Source organism: Pseudomonas sp. Au-Pse12 (genome assembly GCF_021341665.1).
In the GTDB taxonomy this organism is placed as follows: Bacteria; Pseudomonadota; Gammaproteobacteria; order Pseudomonadales; family Pseudomonadaceae; genus Aquipseudomonas.
In genome coordinates, this window is the sequence record NZ_JAJTTH010000010.1 from 95,003 (window position 1) to 117,848 (window position 22,846).

Here is a 22,846-nt window from a genome sequence, read left to right on the forward strand (position 1 = left end):
AGTCAGTACTTGATGTGCATAAAGTATGTTCTTGAAATATACGCCTTGGTCTTGCCTACCTGCTGAATGAATTTCGAGAGGGTTCTTGATTTATACGGGAATGTTCTTGATTTATAATACTTGCGATTTTGCTAGGCTGGTCTCCGTTAAAGCTTTTAAAGAGTTGGTGGGGGCGGTTAGTGCACGGAAAAATACTCTTTTTGTTTATCTTAATAAGCTCTCGAGCCTTGGCCGATTGCACGGGGGGGGACTCTAGTGTTTATCCGGATTTCGACATGGGCACCCATTATGTTCCGCGAGATGCCCCCATCGGTTCGGTGATTGGCACGGCCAGTGTCAGCTATAGCTATCAACACTCCAGCGACATCACCTGCCTGCTGAATGACACCTGGGAAGCCCGGGCCAGCAGTTGGCCCAAGGTGAGCGGTATCAGCCTGCCGCCGATTGCGGGGCTGGAGATGGGCAATGCCAGCATCGCCAAGACCAACGTGCCTGGCGTGGGGGTGGTTATGGTTGCCCCTGGCCGTAACTCAAGCCAGTGGACCACCTATTCTGGGGTGCAACCCTATGTACCGTTCAAACTGACCAACATCTCGTCCTTGCGTATCGTCAAGCCGGTGGAAACCCAGTTCACCCTGATCAAGATCAGCGACGAGATTCCCATGGGCAGTTCCGCGATCAAGAACAGCACGGCGGCGGTGGGTTTCTGGTCCGGCAGCCGCCGGTTCCACAGTGTGTTCCTGACCGGCACCGTGGTCCGCTCCGAGTGCTCCCTGGCCGGTGGCGCCAACACCTACATCGAAGTGCCCATGGGTGAGGTCATGCGCCGCCAGTTCAACGGCAAGGACAGCCATATGGACAGCAAGGAGGTGGTCATTCCCCTGACCAACTGCACGGCGGGCACCTACCCGACGGACCAGGGCTGGAACTTCTACCAGAACGCCAATGCCCACCTGCGCCTGGACGGTGCGCGGGGCTCGGCCATTGTCGATGCCGAGCGGGGCATCCTCGGCCTGACGACGGACTCCACGGCCAAGGGGGTTGCGGTGCAGGTGCTGCGCAAGGATGGTGTCACGCCCTTTACCCTGGGCCGGGAGGTGTCGATGGCGCGTTTGAGTGGTAGCAGCATGAACATCGAGCTCAAGGCCCGCTACATCCAGACCTCCGATACGGCAGCCGGCCCCGAGCCGGGCAAGGCCAATGCCCGGGCGGCGTTTACCCTCACTTACAAGTAGGGGCGAAGGGGTTTGGCAACGAGGTGATGAGCCTCAGAAACTTCCCGCCTCGATTGAGGAAGCATCCTGAATTCAGCTGAGCCTGATTTGGCTAGCATGATTTTTTCTCCGGAGCCCGCAGGTCATGTCGACGCTGAGCGTACTGTTGTTGTGTTCGAACGCTTTTCGGGTTCGACGCCTTTCAAGAATAATGGCCGCCTCGGGTTTTGCCCGGGTCCAGGTGATCAGCCAGGATGCCGAGTGGACCCAGTTTCCGCCCGAGCTGGGCGAACTGGACCTGGTGATCTGCGACTCTGTGCACTCCCTGACGGCCATTTATTACCTGCGCCGGCTCTGCGAGCACTACGGCTTTTTCTCGATGATCGAATGCGAGGCCCTGGACACGCCCATCCGCTGGGGCCTGGCGAACTTTCGCGTGCGTTCCGGCAAGTACAGCGTGGGCAGCTACAGCGAGCTGGACACGGTGCAGATCAGCGCCTTGCTGCTCAAGGCGCTGACCGTCAAGCGCACGGTGCGCAACCATTCTCGCGGCCATGCCCAGGCGGCAGGCCGGCAGCGCCCTGCCAGCAATGACTGGATCGCGCAGCTGGATGTTTCCATGGCCCTGGAGCAGCAACAGATCGTCCCGTACTTCCAGCCCCAGGTCTGCATCAAGACCCGGCGCATTACCGGCGTCGAGGTCCTGGCTCGCTGGCGGCATCCCCAGCAAGGGGTGTTGGGGCCGCAGTTCTTCCTCGATCTGTTCGACAGCCCGCAGCGCCATCGCCAGCTCTTCGAATGCCTGTTGCTGCAGGGCCTGGCGCTGCAGCGGCAGTTGCGCACCCGCACCGGCGGCGCGGCCCTGGTGTTTTCCTACAACATCGAAGCCGGCCAGCTGACCGACCCGGAGTTCGCCGCCCGGGTGCTGCAGCAGATCGACGAGGCCGGGGTATCCAAGCAGCAGGTGACCCTGGAGATCACCGAGCGCCAGGCGCTGATCCTGAACATGCAGAGCATCGAAAGCATCAGCGTCCTGGTGAAAAGCGGGGTACGCCTGTCGCTGGATGATTTCGGCACCGGGCATTCGTCGATCATGCGCCTGGCGGACATCCCCTTTGGCCAGATCAAGCTCGACTCGGGCTTTGTCGCCAACGCCCTGGGGGCCAAGGAAACCCGGATCATCGAGGCCGTGGTCGGCTTGGCGCGCTCGCTCAATCTGGAGCTGGTGGCCGAAGGCATCGAGACCGAGAAGCAGCGTGCGCACTTGCAGCGCCTGGGGGTCGATGCGGCCCAGGGCTATCTGTTCCACAAGCCCATGAATGCCGCGGCGCTGCTCCAGGTACTGGCTGCCCACCCCTGTGCCCTGGGGTTGCTTGGCCAGGGCTAGTGGCGCGGCGGGTCGGCGACCGTCACAGCAGGTCCATCTGCCTGGCGATGGTGGCCAGCTCGATGGTGGTGCGCACCCCAAGCTTCTTCAGCACATTGATCTTGTGCCCGCTGATGGTCTTGTTGCTCAGGTTGAGCTTGTTGGCGATCTCAAGGTTGCTGTAGCCGTTGGCCAGCAGCTGCAGGATCACCAGCTCCTTGTTGGTCAGGCTGCTCAGCACCTCGTTGGAGGCATGGCCGGTTCCCCGGTACATCTCCAGGACTTCCTTGGGGAAATACAGATAGCCGTCGGCCAGGGCGTTCAGGCCCTTGACCAGCTCCTGCAGGCCGGCGCTCTTGTTGATGAAGCCCATGGCCCCGGCCTGCATGCAGCGCACGCCGTAGGTGCTGGCGCGATTGGCGGTGAACACCAGGGTCTTGACCTCAAGGTGGTCCATGGCGATTCGCTGCAGGACCGAGAGCCCGTCCAGGTTGTCCAGGGTGATGTCCAGCAGCATGTAGTTGGGGCGTAGCTTGTGGATCTTTTCCAAGGCGTCGAAACCATCGGCAGACTCACCCACGGGCTCGTAGCCATGCTCTTCGAGCAACTCGCTGACGGCGGCGCAGATAATCGGGTGGTCGTCGACGATCAGGACGCGTTTGTTTTTCATTGATCCCTCGGAAGGTACGCAAGGGAAAGTGGTTTGCGGGCGTTGTGGAAAATGGGTCACTCGACGGTCACTGTCTTTGTTAGGGAGGTCATGGCCTTATGACTCGCTGCGTGGGGTTGAGGATGGGTTTCCAGGCCGCGAAGACGGCGGGTAACCCCTGCAAAGCCAGGGCTTTGCAAGCGGCGTCAGCATGGTAGTTCAGAAAAAGGGCCAATTGATTCGTGCAAGAAGCGCCTTGCAAACTTCCAAGAAGCTTCTTGCTACAGGTTTCGCGCTGTCCTTGAGGGCTGGGTTCAAGTGGGAAGTTTGCGCCGTCCGACCTGGTGCTCAAGCCAGGCCGGATACCTGTTCGGGCGTGCGCCCGGCAGGCTGTTATGGCGCCTTCAGCAGCACATAGGCTTCGCCGCCACGGCGATCGTGCATGAGGATGAAGGTCTGCCCGTCGAGGGTGATCTTGGTCGGCACGCTCTGTGCCAGCGGGGTGCTGGAGAACTTGCCGGCCATGCTCAGAAACTGCTGGGTCAGCGAGCTGTCGTTCTGGCTCGGGGTGGTGATCGCGCACTCCTTGTTGGCCTGCACCTGGACCCCCAGGGTCTGGTCCTGGTTCATGCCCATCTTGGCAAAGCCGGCATCGCTCAGTTCGCTGATGCCGTGGTTGCGTGCGGCGGTTTCGGCGCCGGCGAAGGTCGGCGCGGACTTCAGGCAGATATCACGAAAGGCCAGGATCCCGGCGGAGGTGATGGTGGGTTCCTGCTTGATGTCCCGGGTCACGCTGGAACAGGCGCTGAGCAGCGCCAGAGCGGCGAGAAGTGTGGCTAGGGGTGCGGTGCGGGGCAGAATGTTCATGGAAATTCCTTGCAAACGGGCCGGCCAGGGCGCGGGGAATGGTGCTTGCCGAATGAGAGCGTCGGCGCTCTAGCAGGTTAGGCAGGGGCACCGTGCAGATCAATCTTTTGTGTGACATCCGCGCGGCCAGGACCGATTGGCCAAGGGCTGGCGCAGTAATTGCGTGCCTGCTGGATCCGTTCAGCGAGGGGGCCTGTGGCCATGCAATTACGAGCGTTGCGTTACTTCCACGAGGTGGCCCGGTGCGCCTCCCTGCGTCAGGCGGCCGAGCGCCTGTACGTGACCCCCACCGCGGTCAGCCGGCAGATCGAGCAGTTGGAGCACTTCTTCGGCACCGCGCTGATCGAGCGCGGCCCACGGGGCATTCGCCTGACGGTCGAAGGCGAGTGCCTGGCCGAGCAGGTCACCTCGACCTTGCGCGGCTTCGACCAGGTGCGGGATGTGATCGCCAGCCGGCAGAGCCAGGTAGCGGGTAACGTCAGCATCCATGTGTCGGAAAGTATCGTTTCCAGCGTGCTGGCGCCGGTGCTTGCAGCGTTCAACCGGGCCCATCCGAAGGTCACCTTCAATATCGTCATCGCCAGTGCCGGCGCCACCCTGGATGCCCTGTGCAGTGGCGAGGCCGACCTGGGGCTGGCCTTCTACCTGCAAGAGCGCGCCGAGGTGGAAGTGACCGCCCATTGCCAGTTGTGGCACCGGGTACTGGTGAGTGCCGAGCACCCGTTTGCCCAGTGCCCGAGCATTCGCCTGGAGGACCTGCAGGGCCAGCCCCTGGCCATTCCCGATTCGGCCTACGGCGTGCGCCAGGCCCTGGAAGGGGCTGCGAAGAAGCGTGGGGTAACTATCCTGCCGGTGTTCACCACCAGCTCCCTGGAGGTGCAGAAAAGCCTGGCCCGCCAGCGCGCGGCGGTGCTGATCCTGCCCCAGGTGGATGCCGAGGCCCGGGACCTGGGGGATGGCCTGGTGGCGGTGCCGATCGACGACGAACACCTGGAGCGGATCCGCGTCGACCTGTGCGTGGTGCGCAACCGGCCCCTGTCGGTGGCCACCCTGAAATGCCAGGACATGCTCGCCCGGGCGATGCAGCACTACGCCCTGGTTGATTGACGGCCTGGAGGAGGGGCCGTGTTGCCTGGGGACCGCCCGCCGGCTGCCCACGGCCTTGAGAGCGCCGCGTCTGCTGCGCAGCCGTACGCAGCCTGCGGCAGCGGCTACAGGGGCTCGCGTTGCACCGTGTTTCAGAACAGGTTGAACGGAAAGTTGCCCACCAGGCGGAACTCGTCATAGCTGCCGTCGATCTGCCCGCCGCTGGCGCGGTGGTTGTAGACGATGGTGCGCAGCACTGCATCCTTGAGCCGCCCGGATTGCACCACATACGCCAGCATCAGGCCGTTTTCGTTGTGCTTGGCGCCGTCCAGGCCACGCACGTTGTAGCCGCGGTTGCGGCCGTTGCGATCACCGTCGTAGTGCGTGCCATCGATGTCCCAGCCCTTGGCGTGCCACAGGCTGGCGCTCAGCCCGGGCACGCCGTAGGTGGCAAAATCCAGGTCGTAGCGCAGCTGCCAGGACTTTTCGTTGGGGCCGTTGTAGTCCGAGTACAGGGAGTTGGCCATGTAGTTGCCGGTGGACTCCCAGACATAGTCGAAGTACTCGTTGCCGAACACCTGTTGCCAGGCCAGGGTCAGGCTGTGGGCCTGATGGCTGCCGGTGACGGCCAGGCTCAGGGCGTCGTTGTCGATGTAGCCCAGGCGTTGCTGGCCCTGGTCTTGGGTGTGGTAGTAGTTGAATGCGGTCTTCAGCGCCAGCTGGCTTTTGTCCCCGGCGCGGTGGGTCAGGCCCAGGTAGTACTGGTCCCACATGTTCTCGAAGCGCGAGGCGTAGAGGCTGCCTTCCAGGCCCAGGCCGGGTTTCACGGTGGCCCCCAGGTAGCTGATGCGTTCACCGCTGTAGGCGCGGTTGCCGAAGGTGGTGGTCAGGCGCTCGCTGCCGGTGCCGGTGCGCGGGATGGCCCGGTCGAAGCTGCCGGCCTGCAGCGCCAGCCAGTCGGTCTCGTTGCTGTACAGGCCCACGCCTTGAAAGCTTGAGGGCAGGGCGCGGTTGTCCTTGAAGCGCAGCACCGGGTTGTCGGTCATCAGGCGCCCGGCCTTGAGCTCGGTGTTGGACAGGCGCAAGCGCACATCGCCGATGCCCAGGCGGCTCCAGGTGGGCAGGGCGTCGCCGTCGCTGTCCACCAGCACCCGGTCGCCGCCGTTGGCCACCCGGCCATGACCGCGCTCCAGGTTCACCGCGCTGAACAGCGCGGCATCCACGCCCAGGCCGATCAGCCCCTGGGTGTAGCCCGAGCTGTACTTGAGCATGCCGGCCTGCACCCAGGTTTCCCTGACCCGGGTACGTTCGATGCCGTCGGGCTTCTTGATGCTCAGGTAGGTGTCGCGCTGGGTGTGCTGGTTGGAATAGTAGTGACGCAGGTTGAGGTCCAGGTGGCTGCCCTCGATGAACCCCGGCGCCTGCTCCTGCTGGCTCGGGCGCGGGTTGTCCTGGGCGATGACGGCGCTACTGGCCGCCAGTGCCAGGGTGAACAGTACAGGCTGTTGCATGGTGCTTCCCCACAAATCAAAGGCGTCGGTCCACCGCCCGACCGCGGTCATGCGCGGCCGGCAGGGTAGAGAAAAACGCGGTGCCGTAAAAGGGTGTCGGGCCGTGAGGCGAATGCTCAGCGGGCGCGGGCTTCTGCGAGCCGTTGGCCGGGGTGGCTGCACCCGGGTGATTGCGGGCGGGTTTCCTTGGCGAACCAGGCCGCGGTCAGGCACACCAGGTTGGCCACCAGCAGGTAGCCCACCGGCGACATCGGGTTGCCGGTGGTGCCGATCAGCCAGGTGATGATGATCTGCGCGGTACCGCCAAAAGCCGCCACGCCAAAGGCGTAGACGATGGAGAAACCGGTGGAGCGCACGGCCTTGGGAAAGCTCTCCACCAGCAGCACGATCAGCGCTGCGCCGCTCATGCCATGCAGGCCGGAGAGCACCGCCAGGGTCAGCAGGAAGGTCGCCGGGCTGGGGTGTTCGGTCATCAGTTGCAAGGCCGGGAACAGCACCAGCAACAGCACCACCCGCGGCGCCATGAGGATGGTGCGGCGGCCGAAACGGTCGCAGAGCATGCCGCCGGCAATCGCACACACCGCCATCGCCGCGCCGGCCACCAGGGTCGAGAGCATGGAGATGCTGGTGGGCAGCTTGAGCTCGGTGAGGGCGAAGGTGGTCATGTAGTTGATGAAGTACTGGGTGATGGTGCTGCCGGAGAGAATCAGCAACCCCAGCACCAGGGCCCGGCGATGTTCGCCGAACACCTGGCGCACCAGGCTGCCGGTGCTGGCCTGCTCACCCTGGCCGTGGAAGGTTTCCGCCAGGTTGCGGCGGATGTAGATACCGATGGGCAGCACCAGGAGGCCGAACACGAACGGCACGCGCCAGCCCCAGGTATTGAGATCCTCGGGCGACAGCACCTGGGTCAGGGTGTAGCCCACGGTGCCGGCGGCCATGGCGGCCACGCCCTGGGCCACCACCTGCCAGCAGGCGTAGGTGCCGCGCTTGTGCGCTGGCGCGGCTTCGAGGATGTAGGTGGTGGCGGGGCCGGCCTCGCCGCCCCAGGCCAGGCCCTGGATCAGCCGGGTGAGCACCAGCAGGATCGGCGCGGCGATGCCAATGCTCTCGTAGCTGGGCAGGATGGCGATGCTGCCGGTGCCCACGGCCATCATCACCAGGGTCAGGAGCATCGCCGGCTTGCGCCCGACGCGGTCGGCGTAGGCACCGATCAGCACCGCCCCCAGGGGCCGCACGATAAAGCCGACGCCGAAGGCGGTGACCGACAGCATCAGGCTGACGAAGGCGCTGTCGGAGGGAAAGAAAGTGTGGCCGATCATCACCGCGAAGGTGGCGTAGACCCCGAAATCGAAGAACTCCACGGCATTGCCGAGGATCACCGCGAACACGCTGCGCTTGCCCCCCGCCGCGTTGGGCGTTTCAGGCTCGGGTGTGGTGGATGGATTGGACGCTTGGCTGTGCATACTGGCCCCTCGAATTTTTATTCATAGGTTGCCCAGGCCCCGGGCGGCGAGGCCCGGGGCTGGGGTGAAGGTGGCAGTTTCGGTGTGTCAGTGAGACGGCGGATTCGGCCAGCTGTGGATTGCTCCGCGCCAGCTCTCATAGGTCTTGGCCACTTGCAGCAGCCATTGATCGGCAAAGCGTGGGGCGATCATCTGCAGGCCGATGGGCATGCCATCGGCGGCAAAACCGCAGTTGATCGACAGCGCCGGTTGTTCGCCCATGTTCCAGGGCAGGGTGAAGACGATGTGCTCGAACGGCTGTTGCGGGTCGTTGCTCGGCGACGGCCACTGCGCGGGAAAGCTGTTGATCTGGTTGGTCGGCGACAGCACCAGGTCGAACTCGCTGAACACCTGGGCGGCGCGCCGGCGCATCTCGAAGGTCTGGTTGAAGCCCTGCACCGCCTCGACCCCGGACAGCTCGGCGCCCGGCGCCGCCCAGTCGCGGATATACGGCAGCACCTTGGCAAACTGCTCGGCGCCCAGGGCCGAGAGTTCCGCCCATTGCCGGGCGCGCCAGAAGCGGTCCAGGCCGTCCAGTTGCGCGCGGTCCATGATCGGCGCCAGGGGGCGCACCTGGGCGCCGTGGCTTTCGAACCATTTCGCGGCGCGCTCCACCGCCTCACAGACAAAACCTTCCGGTTGCAGCCCGGCGCCGGGCTCCAGCATCAGGCCGATCTTCAAGCCGTTGACCGACACCGGTTCATCGCTCCAGTCGCCGGTCAAGGGCGGCAGGCTGGTGGCGTCGCGGGCGTCGGGCTTGGCCAGGTAGCGCATCAGCAGCACCGTATCCTCGACACTGCGGGTCATGGGCCCGGCGCAACGCCCGGTGTAGTACGGGTCGATGGGAATTCGCCCCAGGGTCGGCTTGAACCCCACCAACCCGCACCAGGCGGCCGGCAGGCGCACCGAGCCGCCGATGTCGGTGCCGATGTGCAGCGGTCCATACCCGGCGGCCGCTGCGGCCGCTGCCCCGGAACTGGAGCCACCGGTATTGCAGGCAGTGTTCCAGGGATTGCGGGTAATGCCGTGGAAGCTCGACAGCCCCGAGGACAACATGCCGAAATCCGGCACCGTGGTCTTGGCCAGGATGATCGCCCCGGCCTCACGCATCCGCGCGGCCGGTGGCGCATCCTGCAGGGCCGGCTTCAGGGTGGTGGCCGCGCTGCCCAGGGGAATCGGCGTGCCCTGGGTGGCGATCAGTTCCTTGACCGTCACCGGAATCCCGTCCAGCGGGCCGTTGGGCGTGCCCTTGTTCCAGCGCTCGGTGGAAGCCCGGGCCAGCAGGCGTACCTGCTCCGGATCGAAGGCGTAGAGCGCACGGATATGCGGCTCCCAGCGCCCGATGTGGGCCAGCAGATGTTCGTAGTAGTCCAGGGGCGAGAGCTGGCGGCTGGCGAACTGCGCCAGCAGCTGAGTGGTGGATAGATCGTGCAAATCAGTCATCGAACGCATCCTTGTGTCGGGCGTCAGTCGGGTTGCTGATGACCCGACTGTAGCGCCTCCCACCCGGCCCAACCATCACAAAGAACGCAGCCTGGTGTTGCGTTTTTGTGAGCACTGCAGCGGTGTCTCCCCCTGCATCATTCATTGCGGCCCCGCGCATCCCACGTAATGCCGGAACCTTGTGTCGGAGCGGGCTTGCCCGCGAAGGCGGCCTCAGGGTTTGCACAAGGCTCGCGGGCCTCTTCGCCGGCAAGCCGGCTCCTACCGGTTCAGTGGGGCTGTGCTTGCAGTGAAGGAAAAATTTGCCCTGGTAACATTGGAATTGAGTTAATGCGAAAACTTCGAGTCAAAACCCAACTATTGCCGCCGCCGTCCAAATGAAAAATCTATTTTTTGTATTGTCTATTCTGCTAGTCGCTTATCTATACATCGGTTTCTACGAAAAGATGGAGGATGCCTATCCGGAAAAGGTGTTTTTCATCAAGAGGTATCCCTCTTTTCAGATGGCGTTTGAAAACATCTTTGCCTATGAATCAGACGATAAGACGCTCTCTGAGTTAAGCGACTTGGAGAAGCGAAAAGTCATTGCCTACTGTAAATATCGGTTGGGTTTAACGACAGCATTAACCACTCAAGATGAGTTGGATAACTGTAAGGCCAGATAAGGTATGCCCTGATACCGGCTAGTGTTTTGCAAACCTGTCATCCGACTCAGGTCTTCGCCTGCAAACGGAGCCTCGACAGTTCCAGTGCACGCAAGGCTTTTCGTAGGAGCTGGCTTGCCCGCGAAGGGGGCCGAAAGGTCTACACGTGGCTAACGCTCCCCTACGCCGGCAGGCCGGCTCCTACAGGTTCAGCGCGGCTGCGCTAGCAGCTGGCGACCCAGCACATCCAGCACATCGCAGCCATCGCGCAGCGGGATGGCGCAGATCAGCGCCAGCTCTTGCAGCACCACGGCATCGCCGGGGATGTCGGGGCGGGCGGCGAAGTTTTCCAGCAGTTGAGTGACGGCGCGGATGCGATAGGCGGCCGCTTCGTACAGCACATCGGCAGGGGCCTGGGTATCGATCAGCAGGGAAGGAATGGTGCAGTCGTGGCCGGTGATCGGCATGTATCTGTTCATAAGTAACGCCTCGGTCGGTTGAGAGCGCCACTGGATCGTCGCCAAACGAAAGGTGGCAGCTGTACGCAGGTTGGCGAACCGGGACCGGGGAGCCGGCAGACCCGAAGGTCTCCCGCGTACAGCCGCCATATAGGCAGCGTTACGGATGCGAAAAGCCCTGCAAACAAGCACAGGGCTCTCGCACACGGTCATCGGGTCGCCAAACCCGATCGTCATCAGGACGACCCGGGACTATAGGCATGTCCCCCAAAACGGAACAAGGCACTGGCAGGGCAGGACTTTCTGAGTTTGCTGTAGGACTCAGGAGCGCGAGTGTGGATCAAGCGTGCCACAGGTTCAATGGCAGGGCTCAGTCGAAGCCGACGCTTGCGCTATGGCGGGTTTCGCGGTCGTGCAACTGGTCGATATTGGTTTCGTAGGTGCATTGGCCGCTGCAACGGTGCTCGTAGCTGATGGCCGGCTTGAACTGCAATTTGAGCTTCGGCGTGTCGCTCTCCGGTGCCGGCGCCTGAGCGGTGGCCGGCAACGGAGGCTGCGGGTAGCTCAGGTCAAGGCCTGCGGCCTGGGCCGAACAGGTTGCCATCAGTAACAGGCAGGGGAAAAACGCTTTGCAACTGAACATCATCGAATCCGCATGCCCATAAAAGGGTTGCCGATTATAACGAGCCAGGGGCGAAAAATTTAACCGCACAAGCTCTGGAACGGGCTTTTCACGCGGTTTTCGCGGCCTTGGGCGTTCGCACCGTGAAACATTTGTCACGGGGCAGGGAGACCGGGCGCTCCTACACTGCAACTCACCTTCGTGGCCAAGGACACCTCCCATGCCGGCAAAGTCTGCAACCCGCCTTCTCGACACCCTTGAAGGCCAGCGCCTGCAAGGCAGCGAGGCCGAGCACTGGCGCCAGTGGGGCCCGTACCTGAGTGAGCGGCAGTGGGGCACGGTGCGCGAGGACTACAGCGCCGATGGCGACGCCTGGAGCTACTTCCCCCACGAGCATGCCCGCAGCCGCGCCTACCGCTGGGGCGAGGACGGGCTGGCGGGGTTCTCCGACAAGGCCCAGCACTGGTGCCTGGGGCTGGCGTTGTGGAACGAGCACGACAGCATTCTCAAGGAGCGTCTGTTCGGCCTGGACAATGCCGAAGGCAACCACGGCGAGGACGTCAAGGAGCTGTATTTTTACCTCGACGGCGTGCCCAGCCACGCCTACATGCGCATGCTCTACAAGTACCCCCAGGCGGCCTTTCCCTATGCCGACCTGGTGGCGGAAAACGCCCGGCGCGGCCTGAATGATGCCGAGTACGAGATCCTCGATACCGGGGTTTTCGAGGACAACCGTTACTTTGATGTGACGGTGGAGTACGCCAAGCACACGGCCGATGACATGTTCATGCACGTCACCGTGCACAACCGTTTCCACCAGCCGGCGCGGCTGCGGGTGCTGCCTCAGGTCTGGGCGCGCAACACCTGGAGCTGGGGTGGCGACGAGCCGCGACCCAGCCTGCGTCTGGAGGGCGACAGGGTGCTGGCGCGGCATGGGCACCTGCCCGAGCGGCAGATCACCGCCTGGGGCGCTGAGCCTTGCCAGTGGCTGTTCTGCAACAACGACAGCAACTTCCCCAAGCTGGACGGGCTGGCGACGCCGGGGCCGTTCAAGGACGGCATCAACGACTACCTGGTGGACGGGCAAGCCAGTGCGGTGGCCTTCGATGGCGGCACCCGGGTGGCGGCGCATTTCGTCCTGGAGTTGGCGGGCGGCGAGAGCAAGCGGCTGTTCCTGCGCTTTGCCCCGGCCGGCAGCGAGCCGGTCAGCGCCCGCAACCTGTTCGAGCAGCGTCGGCGCGAGGCCGATGAGTTCTACGCGGCGCTGCAGCAGGGCATCGAAAGCGCGGACGCGCGTAATGTGCAGCGTCAGGCCCTGGCCGGGTTGCTGTGGTCCAAGCAGCTGTATGACTTCGACGTCAACCGGTGGCTGGACGGCGATCCCGGGCAGCCGGTGCCCCCCGGCGAGCGCGAGCACCTGCGCAACACCCATTGGCGCCATCTGTCCAACTGCGACATCGTTTCCATGCCCGATACCTGGGAGTACCCCTGGTACGCCTCCTGGGACCTGGGCTTCCAGGCGGTGGCCTTCGCCCTGATCGACCCCGGCTTTGCCAAGCAGCAACTGCTGTTGCTGGTCAAGGATCGGTTCATGCACCCCAACGGCCAGCTGCCGGCCTACGAGTGGCGCTTCGATGACGCCAACCCGCCGGTGCACGCCTGGGCTTGCTGGCGGGTCTATCAGCAGGAAAAGGCCCTGACCGGCGTGGGCGACCTGGACTTTCTCGAACGCATCTTCCACAAGCTGCTGCTGAATTTTTCCTGGTGGGTCAACCGCAAGGACGCCGAGGGCCGCAACCTGTTCCAGGGCGGTTTTCTCGGCCTGGACAATATCGCCCTGTTCGATCGTTCCGCGCCGTTGCCTGATGGTTTCACCCTGGATCAGGCCGACGGTACGGCCTGGGTCGCGGCCTACGCCCTGGACCTGATGCGCATCGCCCTGGAGCTGGCCAAGCGCAATGGCGTGTACGTGGACATTGCGGTGAAGTTCTTCGAGCACTTCCTTTATATCGCCGGGGCCATCAACCGCGTGGATGAAAGCGCCGAGGGGCTGTGGGACGAACAGGACCAGTTTTTCTACGACGTGCTGCACCGCCCCGATGGGCAGAACGAACCCCTGCGCTTGCGCTCCATCGTTGGCTTGATGCCGCTGTTCGCGGTGCAGGTGCTGGAGCAGCACGAGCACGAGAACCTGCCGGGGCTGGCCCAGCGCCTGCTGGGCTTCTTGCATCACCGTCCGGACCTGGCGAGCCTGGTGTCGCGCTGGTACGAGCCGGGCAAGGGCAACCGCATGCTCCTGGCGCTGTTGCGGGGCGAGCGCACCAAGGACCTGCTCAAGCGCATGCTCGATGAAAGCGAGTTCCTCTCGGACTTCGGCATCCGCTCCCTGTCCAAGGCCTTCGAGCAGCCGTTCGCCATGCAGGTGGACGGCAAGCAGCTGTGCGCCCGCTATGAGCCGGCAGAGTCCGATTCACGGCTGTACGGCGGCAACTCCAACTGGCGCGGGCCGCTGTGGATGCCGATCAACTACCTGCTGATCGAATCCCTGCGCGAGTTTCATCGCTACTACGACGTCAACTTTTCGGTGGAGTACCCGCGGGGTTCAGGGTATCTGGCGTCTCTGGAGGAAGTGGCCGACGGCTTGAGCCAGCGCCTGACGCGACTGTTCCTGCTGGACGAGGAGGGGCGCAGGCCGTCCATGAGCAGCTATCCGCAGTTGCAGGTGGAGGCCGAGGACCGCGCGTTGGTGCTGTTCCATGAGTACTTCCATGGTGAAACCGGGCGTGGGTTGGGGGCGTCCCATCAGACGGGGTGGACGGCGCTGGTGGCGTTGCTGTTGCAGCCACGAGGCTGAAGGCGTCGCCCGGCGAGCCGGGCGACGGTTGCGGAAGGGAAGGCTCTGGATCAACCCACCAGGGCGATGTCCTGGGGCTTGGCCCAGGCTTCGATCAGCCTCTCTGGTGTGCAGCAGGTCTTGCGCTTGTAGACGAAGTTGCTGCACTTCTCGGCGAAGCCCTTGCGGTTCTGCACCATGTCCATGTGCATTTCTTCCAGCTCGGCGTTGCGGCAGTGCTGCATCAGTTGCGGGTCGGCGTCCAGCTTGCGCTGGCGCAGGTGCTGGTAGCGCGGGTCGGTGAGTACGCCATTGGCCCGTTGCAGCAGCCACAGGCCGAACTCGTCCGGGCAGCGCGGGCCGATCTCTTGCACCATGCCCATCTGCAGGGCCTGGAGGGCGCTGATGGGCAGACAGGCTTCGGTCAGCTGCTTGGCCATGGCCTGGCCGACGGCGCGGGGCAGGCTGTAGGTCCAGTACTCGGAGCCGTACAGGCCCATGCTCTTGTAGTGCGGGTTGTACACGGTGTCGGCGCGGGCCAGGACCACGTCCGCAGCCAGCGCCAGCATCAGGCCACCGGCGCCGGCATTGCCGGTCAGGCCGCTGACCACCAGTTGGCGGGCGCTGAGCAGTTCCAGGCAGACGTCGTCGATGGCCTGGATGTTGGCCCAGGCTTCAAGGCCGGGCTCCGGGGCGGCCTGGATCACGTTCAGGTGCACGCCGTTGCTGAAGGCGCCGCGGCCGCCGCGTACCAGCAGCACATGAGTATCCCGAGCCTTGGCCCAACGCAGGGCGCTGACCAGGCGCTGGCACTGTTCGGTGCTCATGGCGCCGTTGTAGAACTCGAAGGTCAGCTCACCGACTCGGCCGGACTCGCGGTAGCGGATCGGCTGGTAGGACTCGGTGCTGAACGGGCTGCTGGATACCGACCAGTCCAGCACCGGAACCTCGGCCAGGCGCTCGCCGAGCACGTGGCGGGCCGGGCGCTTGAAGGTTTCCTCGCCAGGTTGGGGCTTGAGGCGCAGGGCGCCGATCCACAGGCTGTGGTCGCCGCAGGCCACCAGTACCGCATCGTCATGCACCGCCAGCAGTTGCCCGGGCATGCCGGTGCGTGAATCCAGGTGAGCGTCGTACACGTAGTACTGGCCGCCGGCGAGGCTGGCCAGGACGCCGGGCTGGCCGTCGGCGGCGTCGATGCTGCGCTTGATGAACTGCGCGCTGTCGTGCCAGCTGAAGGTACGGTCGCATTGCTTCATGTTCGGCTGCAGGCGGCCGAGCACCGCGGGGTTTTCGTAGTCCAGAGGGACGGGGGCAAAGCCGTTGCGGAATTTTTCCACCACGTCGCGGATACAGCGGATGGCCGCGTCGCTGACCAGGCCGTTGTACAGCTCGGACTTGCGCAGGCCGGTGGGCAGGTTGAATTCGTGGGTCGACCAGATTGGCCCGGCGTCCATTTCTTCCACCGCCTGCAACGCGGTGACGCCCCAGCGCTTGAGTTCCTGGCTGATGGCCCAGTCCAAGGCGCTGGCGCCACGGTCGCCGACGATGCCCGGGTGGATGATCACCACTGGACGCTTGGGGTGGCTCCACAGCTGCTGCGGCACCCGGTCCTTGAGGAAGGGGCAGATCACCAGGTCGGCCTGGGCCTCTTCGATCTGCCGGCAGACTTCTTTTTCGCCGGTGAACAGCACCACGCTGGGGCGGTGCCCGGCCTGGCGCAGGTCGAGCCAGGCGCGTTGGGTCAGACCGTTGAAGGCGGTGGACAGCAGGATGATCTTCAGTGATCGCATAAGCAGACTCTTCCTTGAGTGATAGCGGTGTGGCAAAGGGCTCCGGCTGTGCCGTCCCTGGCCGCGATGGAGGCGCAAGAGTAGAGGGGGGCTGCCGGGGGAGAGCTGACCGAGATCAATCAAGCGTGTGGCCTGCGGGTTGAGCCGCCCAGTGGTATTGACCCAGGGCGAACAGGCGGGCTAGAGCGTTGCGTGGCCCAGAAACGACGAATCCCGCCACAGGGGCGGGATTCGGTGCAGCCAGACCTGGCGAGGTCTTAGGCTGGGAACAGCTCGCTCAGCTTCATGGCCAGCATCATGTCGCCTTCGGCGCGCAGTTTGCCGCCCATGAAGGCTTGCATGCCGTCGGTTTCGCCGCTGACGATGCCGTTCAGGGTTTCGCCGTCCATCACCAGGGTGACCTGGGCGTCTGGGTTCTCGCCTTCTTTGAGTTCGCAGGTGCTGTCCTTGACCACCAGCGAGAAGTGCTTGGAGTCATCGATGCGGAAACCGAAAACCAGGTCCAGGCCGGCAGCGGCAGCTGGGTTGAACTTGGCTTTCATGGCTTGTACGGCGTCAGCTACGGAGGTCATGGTTCGATCCTTTTATGGGGTGGTTACAGCAAGGGTCACAGTAAGCCGGGCTCAACGGAAGGTGATGAGCTCCGGGGCCTTCAACAGTTGCAGATGGGCATGACCGTTGAAGGAAGCCAGGGACACCTCGCGACCGCGAAACTTCAGCTGGTTGAGCGAGGTGTTGACGATTTGCCAATTCAGTTCGAATGCCTGCTGCGCGGGCATCCGGGTGATCAGGTGGAGCAGGGCGGTGATGGTGCCGCCGGAGGTGAACACGGCGATCTTCTGTTGATTGTTGGCCGCTTCGAGAATCCGCTGCAGGCCGCTCTGGACCCGTTCGACAAAGCCCAGCCAGCTTTCCAGGCCCGGCGGGTCGTAGGTGCCGGCCAGCCAGCGTTGGATGATCAAGGCGAAAATACGTTGGAACTCGGCGCGGTTCTGCGCGGCGTTGCGCAGGATGTTCAGCGCTTCGGGTTCCTGGGGCAGCAGATCGGGCAGCAGGGCGCGGATAATGGCATCGGCGTCGAATTCGTTGAAGGCGGAATCGATTTCCAGTGACGGGCTGGCAAAGCCTGCCGCGCTCATCTGTTCCAACGTGGCCTGCGCGGTGTGCTGTTGGCGCCGCAGGTCGCCGGACAGGCAGCGATCGAAGCCGATGCCCAGCGCAGCCAGATGCTCGCCGAGCACGGCAGCCTGGCGAACGCCGGTAGCCGACAGCACGTCGTAGTCGTCTGCACCGAAAGAGGCTTGGCCATGTCGAATCAAGTAGATGCTGCCCACGTCCGCGTCATCCCGGTACGTTGAAAGTTTTGCGAGGTTATGAGGATGCCGATGAGCTGTCAATGAAAAAACATACGCTTGTTTGAAATGATTGTTGGAGCTTGGTTACACGAGGTTTCGCGACTGGTGGCCGACCGGTCACGCCGGTATGCTTTAGCCCATTGCGCTGCTGGTTGGCAGCGGTTCATGTTTGAGGAGTCCCTGTGGAGTTTTTCGCTGAATACGCCAGTTTCCTGGCCAAGACCGTGACCTTGGTGGTTGCCATTCTGGTGGTGCTGATCAGCGCCGCTGCACTGCGCAGCAAGGGCCGGCGCAAGGGTGTGGGGCAGTTGCAGGTCAGCAAGCTGAATGATTTCTACAAGGACCTGCGCGAGCGCCTGGAGCAGAGCCTGCTGGACAAGGATCAGCTCAAGGCCCTGCGCAAGGCCAAGAGCAAGACTGAAAAGAGCCAGAAGAAGCAGAAAAAACAGCCGGCCGACGCCAAGCAGCGGGTCTTCGTACTGGATTTCGATGGCGATATCAAGGCTTCGGCTACCGAAGGCCTGCGCCACGAGATCACCGCCTTGCTGAGCCTGGCCACACCCAAGGATGAAGTGGTGCTGCGCCTGGAAAGCGGTGGTGGCATGGTCCACAGCTACGGGCTGGCGTCCTCGCAGCTGGCGCGTATCCGTCAGGCCGGAGTGCCGCTGACGGTGTGCATCGACAAAGTGGCGGCCAGTGGCGGCTACATGATGGCGTGCATCGGCGAGAAGATTATCAGCGCGCCGTTCGCCATCCTCGGCTCCATCGGCGTGGTGGCCCAGCTGCCCAACGTCAACCGCCTGCTGAAGAAGCACGACATCGATTTTGAGGTGCTCACCGCTGGTGAGTACAAGCGCACCCTGACGGTGTTTGGCGAGAACACCGAGAAGGGCCGGGAGAAGTTCCAGGAAGACCTGGACGTGACCCATCAACTGTTCAAGAACTTCGTCTCCCGCTATCGCCCGCAACTGGCCATAGATGAAGTGGCCACCGGTGAAGTCTGGCTGGGCGTGGCCGCGCAGGAAAAACGGCTGGTGGACGAGTTGCAGACCAGTGATGAGTACCTGGCGGAAAAAGCCAAGAATGCCGAGGTGTTCCACCTGCACTATGCCGAGCGCAAGAGCCTGCAGGAGCGCGTTGGCCTGGCAGCCAGCGGCTCCATCGACCGCGTGCTGCTGACCTGGTGGAGCCGCCTGACCCAGCAGCGGTTCTGGTAGGCCACAGGCTTCAGGATCCGGTGTCCCAGGCGCCGGCTCCAGCGGTCGATGGGAGAGGCGGATACAAAAAAGCCCTGAAGCGGGAAACCGGTTCAGGGCTTTTTGTTGACGCCAGGGCTTAGCGGCGACGGAACAGCGGCAGCGGTTCGTCGGTGGCGGCCTGGTAGGTCACCGAGAAGTCCTTGAGGCTTTCCAGGGCTTCGTAGGGGTCCTTGTCGGCCCGCAACGCGTAGGCGTCGAAGCCGCAGCGGTGCAGGTAGAACAGCTGGTCGCGCAGTACGTCGCCAATCGCTCGCAATTCGCCTTTGTAGCCATAACGGTCACGCAGCAGGCGGGCGTTGGAGTAGTTGCGGCCATCGGTGAAGGCCGGGAAGTTCAGGGCGATCACCTGGAAATGGCCAACGTCGTCACCGATTTCCTCGGCTTCTTCGTCGGCATCCAGCCACACGCCCAGGCCGCCATCGCGGGCCTTGAGGGCGTGAGCATGATCGCGCCACAAGGCCAGCGGCACGATCAGGTCGTCGCAGTTGGAGATGCCGTCGAGGGTCGCGTCCTTGGGCAGCAAGTGCCAGGTTTCGTCGATGACCTCGTTGTTCTTAATGATTCGCTGCATAGACGCGCTCCTTGAAGAGGTCGATGCCAATACGTTGATAGGTGTCGATGAAGCGTTCGTCTTCGGTACGTTGTTCCACGTACACGTCGATCAGCTTCGAGATCACGTCGGGCATGTCGTCCTGGGCGAAGGACGGGCCGAGGATCTTGCCCAGGCTGGCGTCGCGGCTGGCGCTGCCACCCAGGGACACCTGGTAGAACTCCTCGCCTTTCTTGTCCACCCCGAGGATGCCGATGTGGCCGACGTGGTGGTGACCGCAGGCGTTCATGCAGCCGGAGATGTTCAGGTCCAGCTCGCCGATGTCGAACAGGTAGTCCAGGTCGTCGAAACGGCGCTGGATGGATTCGGCAATCGGGATCGACTTGGCATTGGCCAGGGAGCAGAAGTCGCCGCCCGGGCAGCAGATGATGTCGGTCAGCAGGCCGATGTTCGGCGTGGCGAAACCGTTTTCACGCAGCTCGCCCCACAGGGTGAACAGTTGGCTCTGCTCGACGTCGGCGAGAATCACGTTCTGTTCATGGGAGGTGCGCAACTGGCCGAAGCTGTAGCGGTCAGCCAGATCGGCGATGGCGTCGAACTGCTTGTCGGTGACATCCCCCGGTGCTACGCCGGTAGGTTTGAGCGACAGGGTCACGGCAACGTAGCCCGGCTTTTTGTGCGCCAGGGTGTTGCGCGCGCGCCAGCGGGCAAAGCCCGGGTGCTCCTTGTCCAGGGCCGCCAGTTCGGCGTCCTGGTTGCTCAGGGCCTGGTAGTCCGGGTCGACGAAGTGCTTGGCCACGCGATGCACTTCGGCATCGGTCAGGGTGGTCTGGCCGCCCCGCAGGTGGACCATCTCGGCCTCGACTTTCTCGGCGAACACTTCAGGGGTCAGGGCCTTGACCAGGATCTTGATCCGCGCCTTGTACTTGTTGTCACGCCGGCCATAGCGGTTGTAGACCCGCAGGATGGCATCGAGGTAGCTCAGCAGGTCCTGCCATGGCAGGAACTCGTTGATGAAGGCGCCGACCACCGGGGTGCGGCCCAGGCCACCACCCACCAGGACTCGGAAGCCCAGCTCGCCAGCGGCGTTGTACACAGGCTCCAGGCCAATGTCGTGGACTTCGATGGCCGCGCGGTCGGAAGTCGAGCCGTTGATGGCGATCTTGAACTTGCGCGGCAGGTAGGCGAATTCAGGGTGGAAGGTGGTCCATTGACGGACGATCTCGCACCAGGGACGCGGGTCGATCAGCTCGTCGGCAGCGACACCGGCGAACTGGTCGGTGGTGACGTTGCGCAGGCAGTTGCCGCTGGTCTGGATGGCGTGCATCTGCACGGTGGCCAGCTCGGCGAGGATGTCCGGCACGTCTTCCAGGGCCGGCCAGTTGAACTGCACGTTCTGCCGGGTGCTGATGTGCGCGTAGCCCTTGTCGTAGTCGCGGGCGATCTTGGCCATCATCCGCGCTTGGCGCGAGGTCAGTTGGCCGTAAGGCACGGCAACCCGCAGCATCGGGGCAAAACGTTGGATATAAAGGCCATTCTGCAGGCGCAGGGGGCGGAATTCTTCTTCGCTCAGCTCGCCTGCCAGATAGCGTCGGGTCTGATCACGGAACTGCTTGACGCGGTCCTCGATGATCCGCTGATCGTACTCGTCGTATACGTACATATAGGTCCAGTTCTCAGGCTACAGGCGGCGCTCAAGCGCACTTGGCAAATACAGCGGTTAACGGTTTCGGTGCGCTGCTTGGACGGCTGTCCGCCGGGTTTTCAGCGGTTTCACCGGTCTTGCCTGCGTTCACGCTCAACGCCACCCATGTAAGCAAATCTGCGCGCACGGCCGCGCACTCCCAACGGAGCCGCCGAACGATACCAGTTTGCGGTTATGCGCAAAAGTGATGTTTGAGTATATGCACAGAACCAAAACGACTAACGGTAGGGGCGAGAGAGTAACCCTGTTTGTGGTAGGGGCAATCCTGGTCTTAACTGTGGTCGTGTCTTTGAGCAGTCACCGACAAAACCTACTAGAGGCGATGCTATGAGCCATCCAACCAAAACAAGGAAAAGCGACAGTAGCGTTGATGCTTGGGCCATTCTCTTTCTGATCATACTGGTCGTGGGTACGGCCGTATTTTGGGTCAGTCACAAGTAGTCGAGCCCAATCCAGGAGCCCTAATTGTCGGACAATCATGACAATTTGCCGCCGTTGGCCAGTGCTTTGCCAGTTATACTGCCTGGGAAATTTCTGGGGCTCTTTTCGTAATGTTCAAGGTTCTGTGCAAATGGGCGCTATGCCTGAGTCTGCCGTTCTGGGCCGTCGCTCATGCAACGTCGGTGGTGTTTCTCAACCCTGGTAACTCGACGGAAACCTTCTGGGTCAGTTATTCGCAGTTCATGCAGGCCGCCGCACGGGACCTGGGCATGGACCTGCAGATTCTCTATGGCGAGCGCAACCCCCAGAACTCTCTCGATCAGGCCCGGGAGCTGTTTCAGCGGGCGCAAAAGCCCGATTACCTGATATTGGTTAACGAGCAGTATGTCGCGCCGCAGATCCTGCGCATGTCTCAGGGCGCCGGGGTCAAGCTGTTTATCGTCAACAGCCCGCTGACTGAAGATCAGCAGGCCTTGATCAGCCAAAGTCGCAGCAGCTACTCCGATTGGATCGGCAGCATGATGGGCAACGACGAAGAGGCCGGCTATCGGATGCTCAACGAGCTGCTGCGCAAGCACGGCCCATTGCCTGAAGGGCAGACCATCGACTTGCTGGCGTTCTCCGGGGTGAAAGTCACGCCGGCGGCGCAGTTGCGCGAGCAAGGACTGCGTCGAGCCCTGGCGGAGCACCCTCAGGTGCGTCTGCGGCAAATGGTGTACGGCGAATGGAACCGGCAGCGGGCGTACGAACAGGCGGGTCAACTGCTGCAGCGTTATCCGCAGACGCAACTGATCTGGTCGGCCAACGACGAAATGGCCCTGGGGGCCATGCGCGCCGCCCGGGAACAGGGCCGCAAGCCGGGAGCGGATCTGCTGTTCAGCGCGGTCAACAGCTCGCCCGAGGCCTTGCAGGCCTTGATTGACGGCAAGTTGTCGGTGCTGATGGCTGGGCACTTCACTATCGGCGGCTGGGCCCTGGTGGCCCTGCATGACGATGCGCTGGGGCTGGATGCCCGGCGCCTGGGAGGGCCTGACTGGCAATTGTCGCTGTTCCAGTCATTGACCCGCGCCCAGGCCCAGCAGCTCTTGCGCTTTGGCGATCAGGTCGGGGCCCGTGTCGATTTTCGCGGGCTGTCCGCCCAGGGCAAGCCAGACAGCTACCGCTATCCCTTCGGTTTGCAACTGTTGCTGCACTGACGCCGCTTCAGACGCCAGCCAGGTGCATCGCCAGCTTGGCGATGCCCAGCAGCACCAGTACGAACAGGGTGGTGAAGAGAATGCCCAGCACGATGAAGTGGCTGGGCTTGCCGTGGCTGAAGTCGCGGGCGCGGTTCTTCCCGCTTTGTACGCCAAAGGCCGCGGCCAGCACGCTTTGCAGCATCTGCAGGAAGGTCGGAGGCTGATTGTCCTTGCTTGGATCGTCCATAAATCCCTCGACACGGTGGGGTGTCAACAGAGCATAGACAATGCGGGCGGCGATGGCGGATGGGTGTAGGCGCTGGCTTGCCAGCGAAGAAGCCCCGGGGGAGCGCCTTCGCCGGCAAGCCGG

General features: G+C 63.3%; 19 protein-coding genes. 6 read left to right on the forward strand and 13 right to left on the reverse strand.

Going from position 1 to position 22,846, the window contains the following annotated elements; genetic code table 11:
- Positions 1–275: 275 nt before the first annotated feature.
- On the forward strand, positions 276–1,235 hold the full coding sequence (locus LXM55_RS25245; protein ID WP_233322875.1) for a fimbrial protein: 960 nt from the start codon (positions 276–278) through the stop codon (positions 1,233–1,235).
- A gap of 190 nt (positions 1,236–1,425) precedes the next feature.
- A complete protein-coding gene (locus LXM55_RS25250; protein ID WP_233322876.1) occupies positions 1,426–2,601 on the forward strand; it encodes an EAL domain-containing protein in 1,176 nt (391 codons plus the stop codon).
- Positions 2,602–2,623: 22 nt separating this feature from the next.
- Here LXM55_RS25250 and LXM55_RS25255 read toward each other — a convergent pair whose 3' ends face one another.
- Together LXM55_RS25255 and LXM55_RS25260 are read right to left on the reverse strand one after the other, a co-directional pair.
- Positions 2,624–3,250 carry a response regulator transcription factor gene (locus tag LXM55_RS25255; protein ID WP_233322877.1) on the reverse strand — a complete coding sequence of 209 codons (627 nt, stop codon included), beginning with the start codon at positions 3,248–3,250 and terminating at the stop codon, positions 2,624–2,626.
- A 372-nt stretch (positions 3,251–3,622) separates the two neighbouring features.
- Positions 3,623–4,096 carry a hypothetical protein gene (locus LXM55_RS25260; RefSeq protein ID WP_233322878.1) on the reverse strand — a complete coding sequence of 158 codons (474 nt, stop codon included), beginning with the start codon at positions 4,094–4,096 and terminating at the stop codon, positions 3,623–3,625.
- Between the two features lie 201 nt (positions 4,097–4,297).
- Here LXM55_RS25260 and LXM55_RS25265 point away from each other — a divergent pair, with 201 nt between their 5' ends.
- Complete coding sequence (locus LXM55_RS25265) at positions 4,298–5,203, forward strand: LysR family transcriptional regulator (protein WP_233322879.1); 906 nt, start codon at positions 4,298–4,300, stop codon at positions 5,201–5,203.
- A gap of 131 nt (positions 5,204–5,334) precedes the next feature.
- Here the strand turns inward: LXM55_RS25265 and LXM55_RS25270 are convergent, their stop codons facing one another.
- From LXM55_RS25270 to LXM55_RS25295, 5 genes are all read right to left on the reverse strand, one after another.
- On the reverse strand, positions 5,335–6,693 hold the full coding sequence (locus LXM55_RS25270; RefSeq protein ID WP_233322880.1) for an OprD family outer membrane porin: 1,359 nt from the start codon (positions 6,691–6,693) through the stop codon (positions 5,335–5,337).
- Between the two features lie 116 nt (positions 6,694–6,809).
- The gene (locus LXM55_RS25275; RefSeq protein ID WP_233322881.1) at positions 6,810–8,159 is read right to left on the reverse strand and encodes a citrate-proton symporter; all 1,350 of its coding nucleotides are present in this window, start codon (positions 8,157–8,159) and stop codon (positions 6,810–6,812) included.
- An 87-nt stretch (positions 8,160–8,246) separates the two neighbouring features.
- Positions 8,247–9,641 carry an amidase gene (locus LXM55_RS25280; protein WP_233322882.1) on the reverse strand — a complete coding sequence of 465 codons (1,395 nt, stop codon included), beginning with the start codon at positions 9,639–9,641 and terminating at the stop codon, positions 8,247–8,249.
- Positions 9,642–10,494: 853 nt separating this feature from the next.
- Positions 10,495–10,764, reverse strand: a complete 270-nt coding sequence (locus LXM55_RS25290) for a hypothetical protein (protein ID WP_233322884.1) — start codon at positions 10,762–10,764, stop codon at positions 10,495–10,497.
- A 349-nt stretch (positions 10,765–11,113) separates the two neighbouring features.
- The gene (locus tag LXM55_RS25295; RefSeq protein WP_233322885.1) at positions 11,114–11,386 is read right to left on the reverse strand and encodes a hypothetical protein; all 273 of its coding nucleotides are present in this window, start codon (positions 11,384–11,386) and stop codon (positions 11,114–11,116) included.
- 199 nt (positions 11,387–11,585) lie between these two features.
- Here LXM55_RS25295 and LXM55_RS25300 point away from each other — a divergent pair, with 199 nt between their 5' ends.
- The gene (locus LXM55_RS25300; RefSeq protein WP_233322886.1) at positions 11,586–14,219 is read left to right on the forward strand and encodes an MGH1-like glycoside hydrolase domain-containing protein; all 2,634 of its coding nucleotides are present in this window, start codon (positions 11,586–11,588) and stop codon (positions 14,217–14,219) included.
- A gap of 50 nt (positions 14,220–14,269) precedes the next feature.
- On the opposite strand, the gene LXM55_RS25305 is transcribed toward LXM55_RS25300, so the two are convergent.
- From LXM55_RS25305 to LXM55_RS25315, 3 genes are all read right to left on the reverse strand, one after another.
- Complete coding sequence (locus LXM55_RS25305) at positions 14,270–15,988, reverse strand: hydrogenase maturation protein (protein WP_233322887.1); 1,719 nt, start codon at positions 15,986–15,988, stop codon at positions 14,270–14,272.
- Between the two features lie 257 nt (positions 15,989–16,245).
- Positions 16,246–16,560 (reverse strand): SCP2 sterol-binding domain-containing protein, encoded by a 315-nt coding sequence (locus LXM55_RS25310; protein ID WP_233322888.1) that lies wholly within the window; start codon positions 16,558–16,560, stop codon positions 16,246–16,248.
- A 51-nt stretch (positions 16,561–16,611) separates the two neighbouring features.
- Entirely contained in the window at positions 16,612–17,322 is a 711-nt protein-coding gene (locus LXM55_RS25315; RefSeq protein WP_233322889.1) for a histidine phosphatase family protein, read from the reverse strand.
- 203 nt (positions 17,323–17,525) lie between these two features.
- Between LXM55_RS25315 and sohB the strand changes: the two genes are divergently transcribed.
- A complete protein-coding gene (sohB, locus tag LXM55_RS25320) occupies positions 17,526–18,560 on the forward strand; it encodes a protease SohB (RefSeq protein WP_233322890.1) in 1,035 nt (344 codons plus the stop codon).
- Positions 18,561–18,678: 118 nt separating this feature from the next.
- On the opposite strand, the gene LXM55_RS25325 is transcribed toward sohB, so the two are convergent.
- Both LXM55_RS25325 and LXM55_RS25330 read right to left on the reverse strand, forming a co-directional pair.
- On the reverse strand, positions 18,679–19,173 hold the full coding sequence (locus LXM55_RS25325; RefSeq protein ID WP_233322891.1) for a DUF934 domain-containing protein: 495 nt from the start codon (positions 19,171–19,173) through the stop codon (positions 18,679–18,681).
- Positions 19,157–20,815, reverse strand: a complete 1,659-nt coding sequence (locus LXM55_RS25330; RefSeq protein WP_233322892.1) for a nitrite/sulfite reductase — start codon at positions 20,813–20,815, stop codon at positions 19,157–19,159. The genes LXM55_RS25325 and LXM55_RS25330 overlap by 17 nt, the downstream gene beginning before the upstream one ends.
- A 593-nt stretch (positions 20,816–21,408) precedes the next feature.
- Here LXM55_RS25330 and LXM55_RS25335 point away from each other — a divergent pair.
- Positions 21,409–22,494 carry an ABC transporter substrate-binding protein gene (locus LXM55_RS25335; RefSeq protein ID WP_233322893.1) on the forward strand — a complete coding sequence of 362 codons (1,086 nt, stop codon included), beginning with the start codon at positions 21,409–21,411 and terminating at the stop codon, positions 22,492–22,494.
- A 7-nt stretch (positions 22,495–22,501) separates the two neighbouring features.
- Here the strand turns inward: LXM55_RS25335 and LXM55_RS25340 are convergent, their stop codons facing one another.
- The gene (locus tag LXM55_RS25340; RefSeq protein WP_025130386.1) at positions 22,502–22,723 is read right to left on the reverse strand and encodes a DUF2970 domain-containing protein; all 222 of its coding nucleotides are present in this window, start codon (positions 22,721–22,723) and stop codon (positions 22,502–22,504) included.
- Between the last annotated feature and the right edge of the window lie 123 nt (positions 22,724–22,846).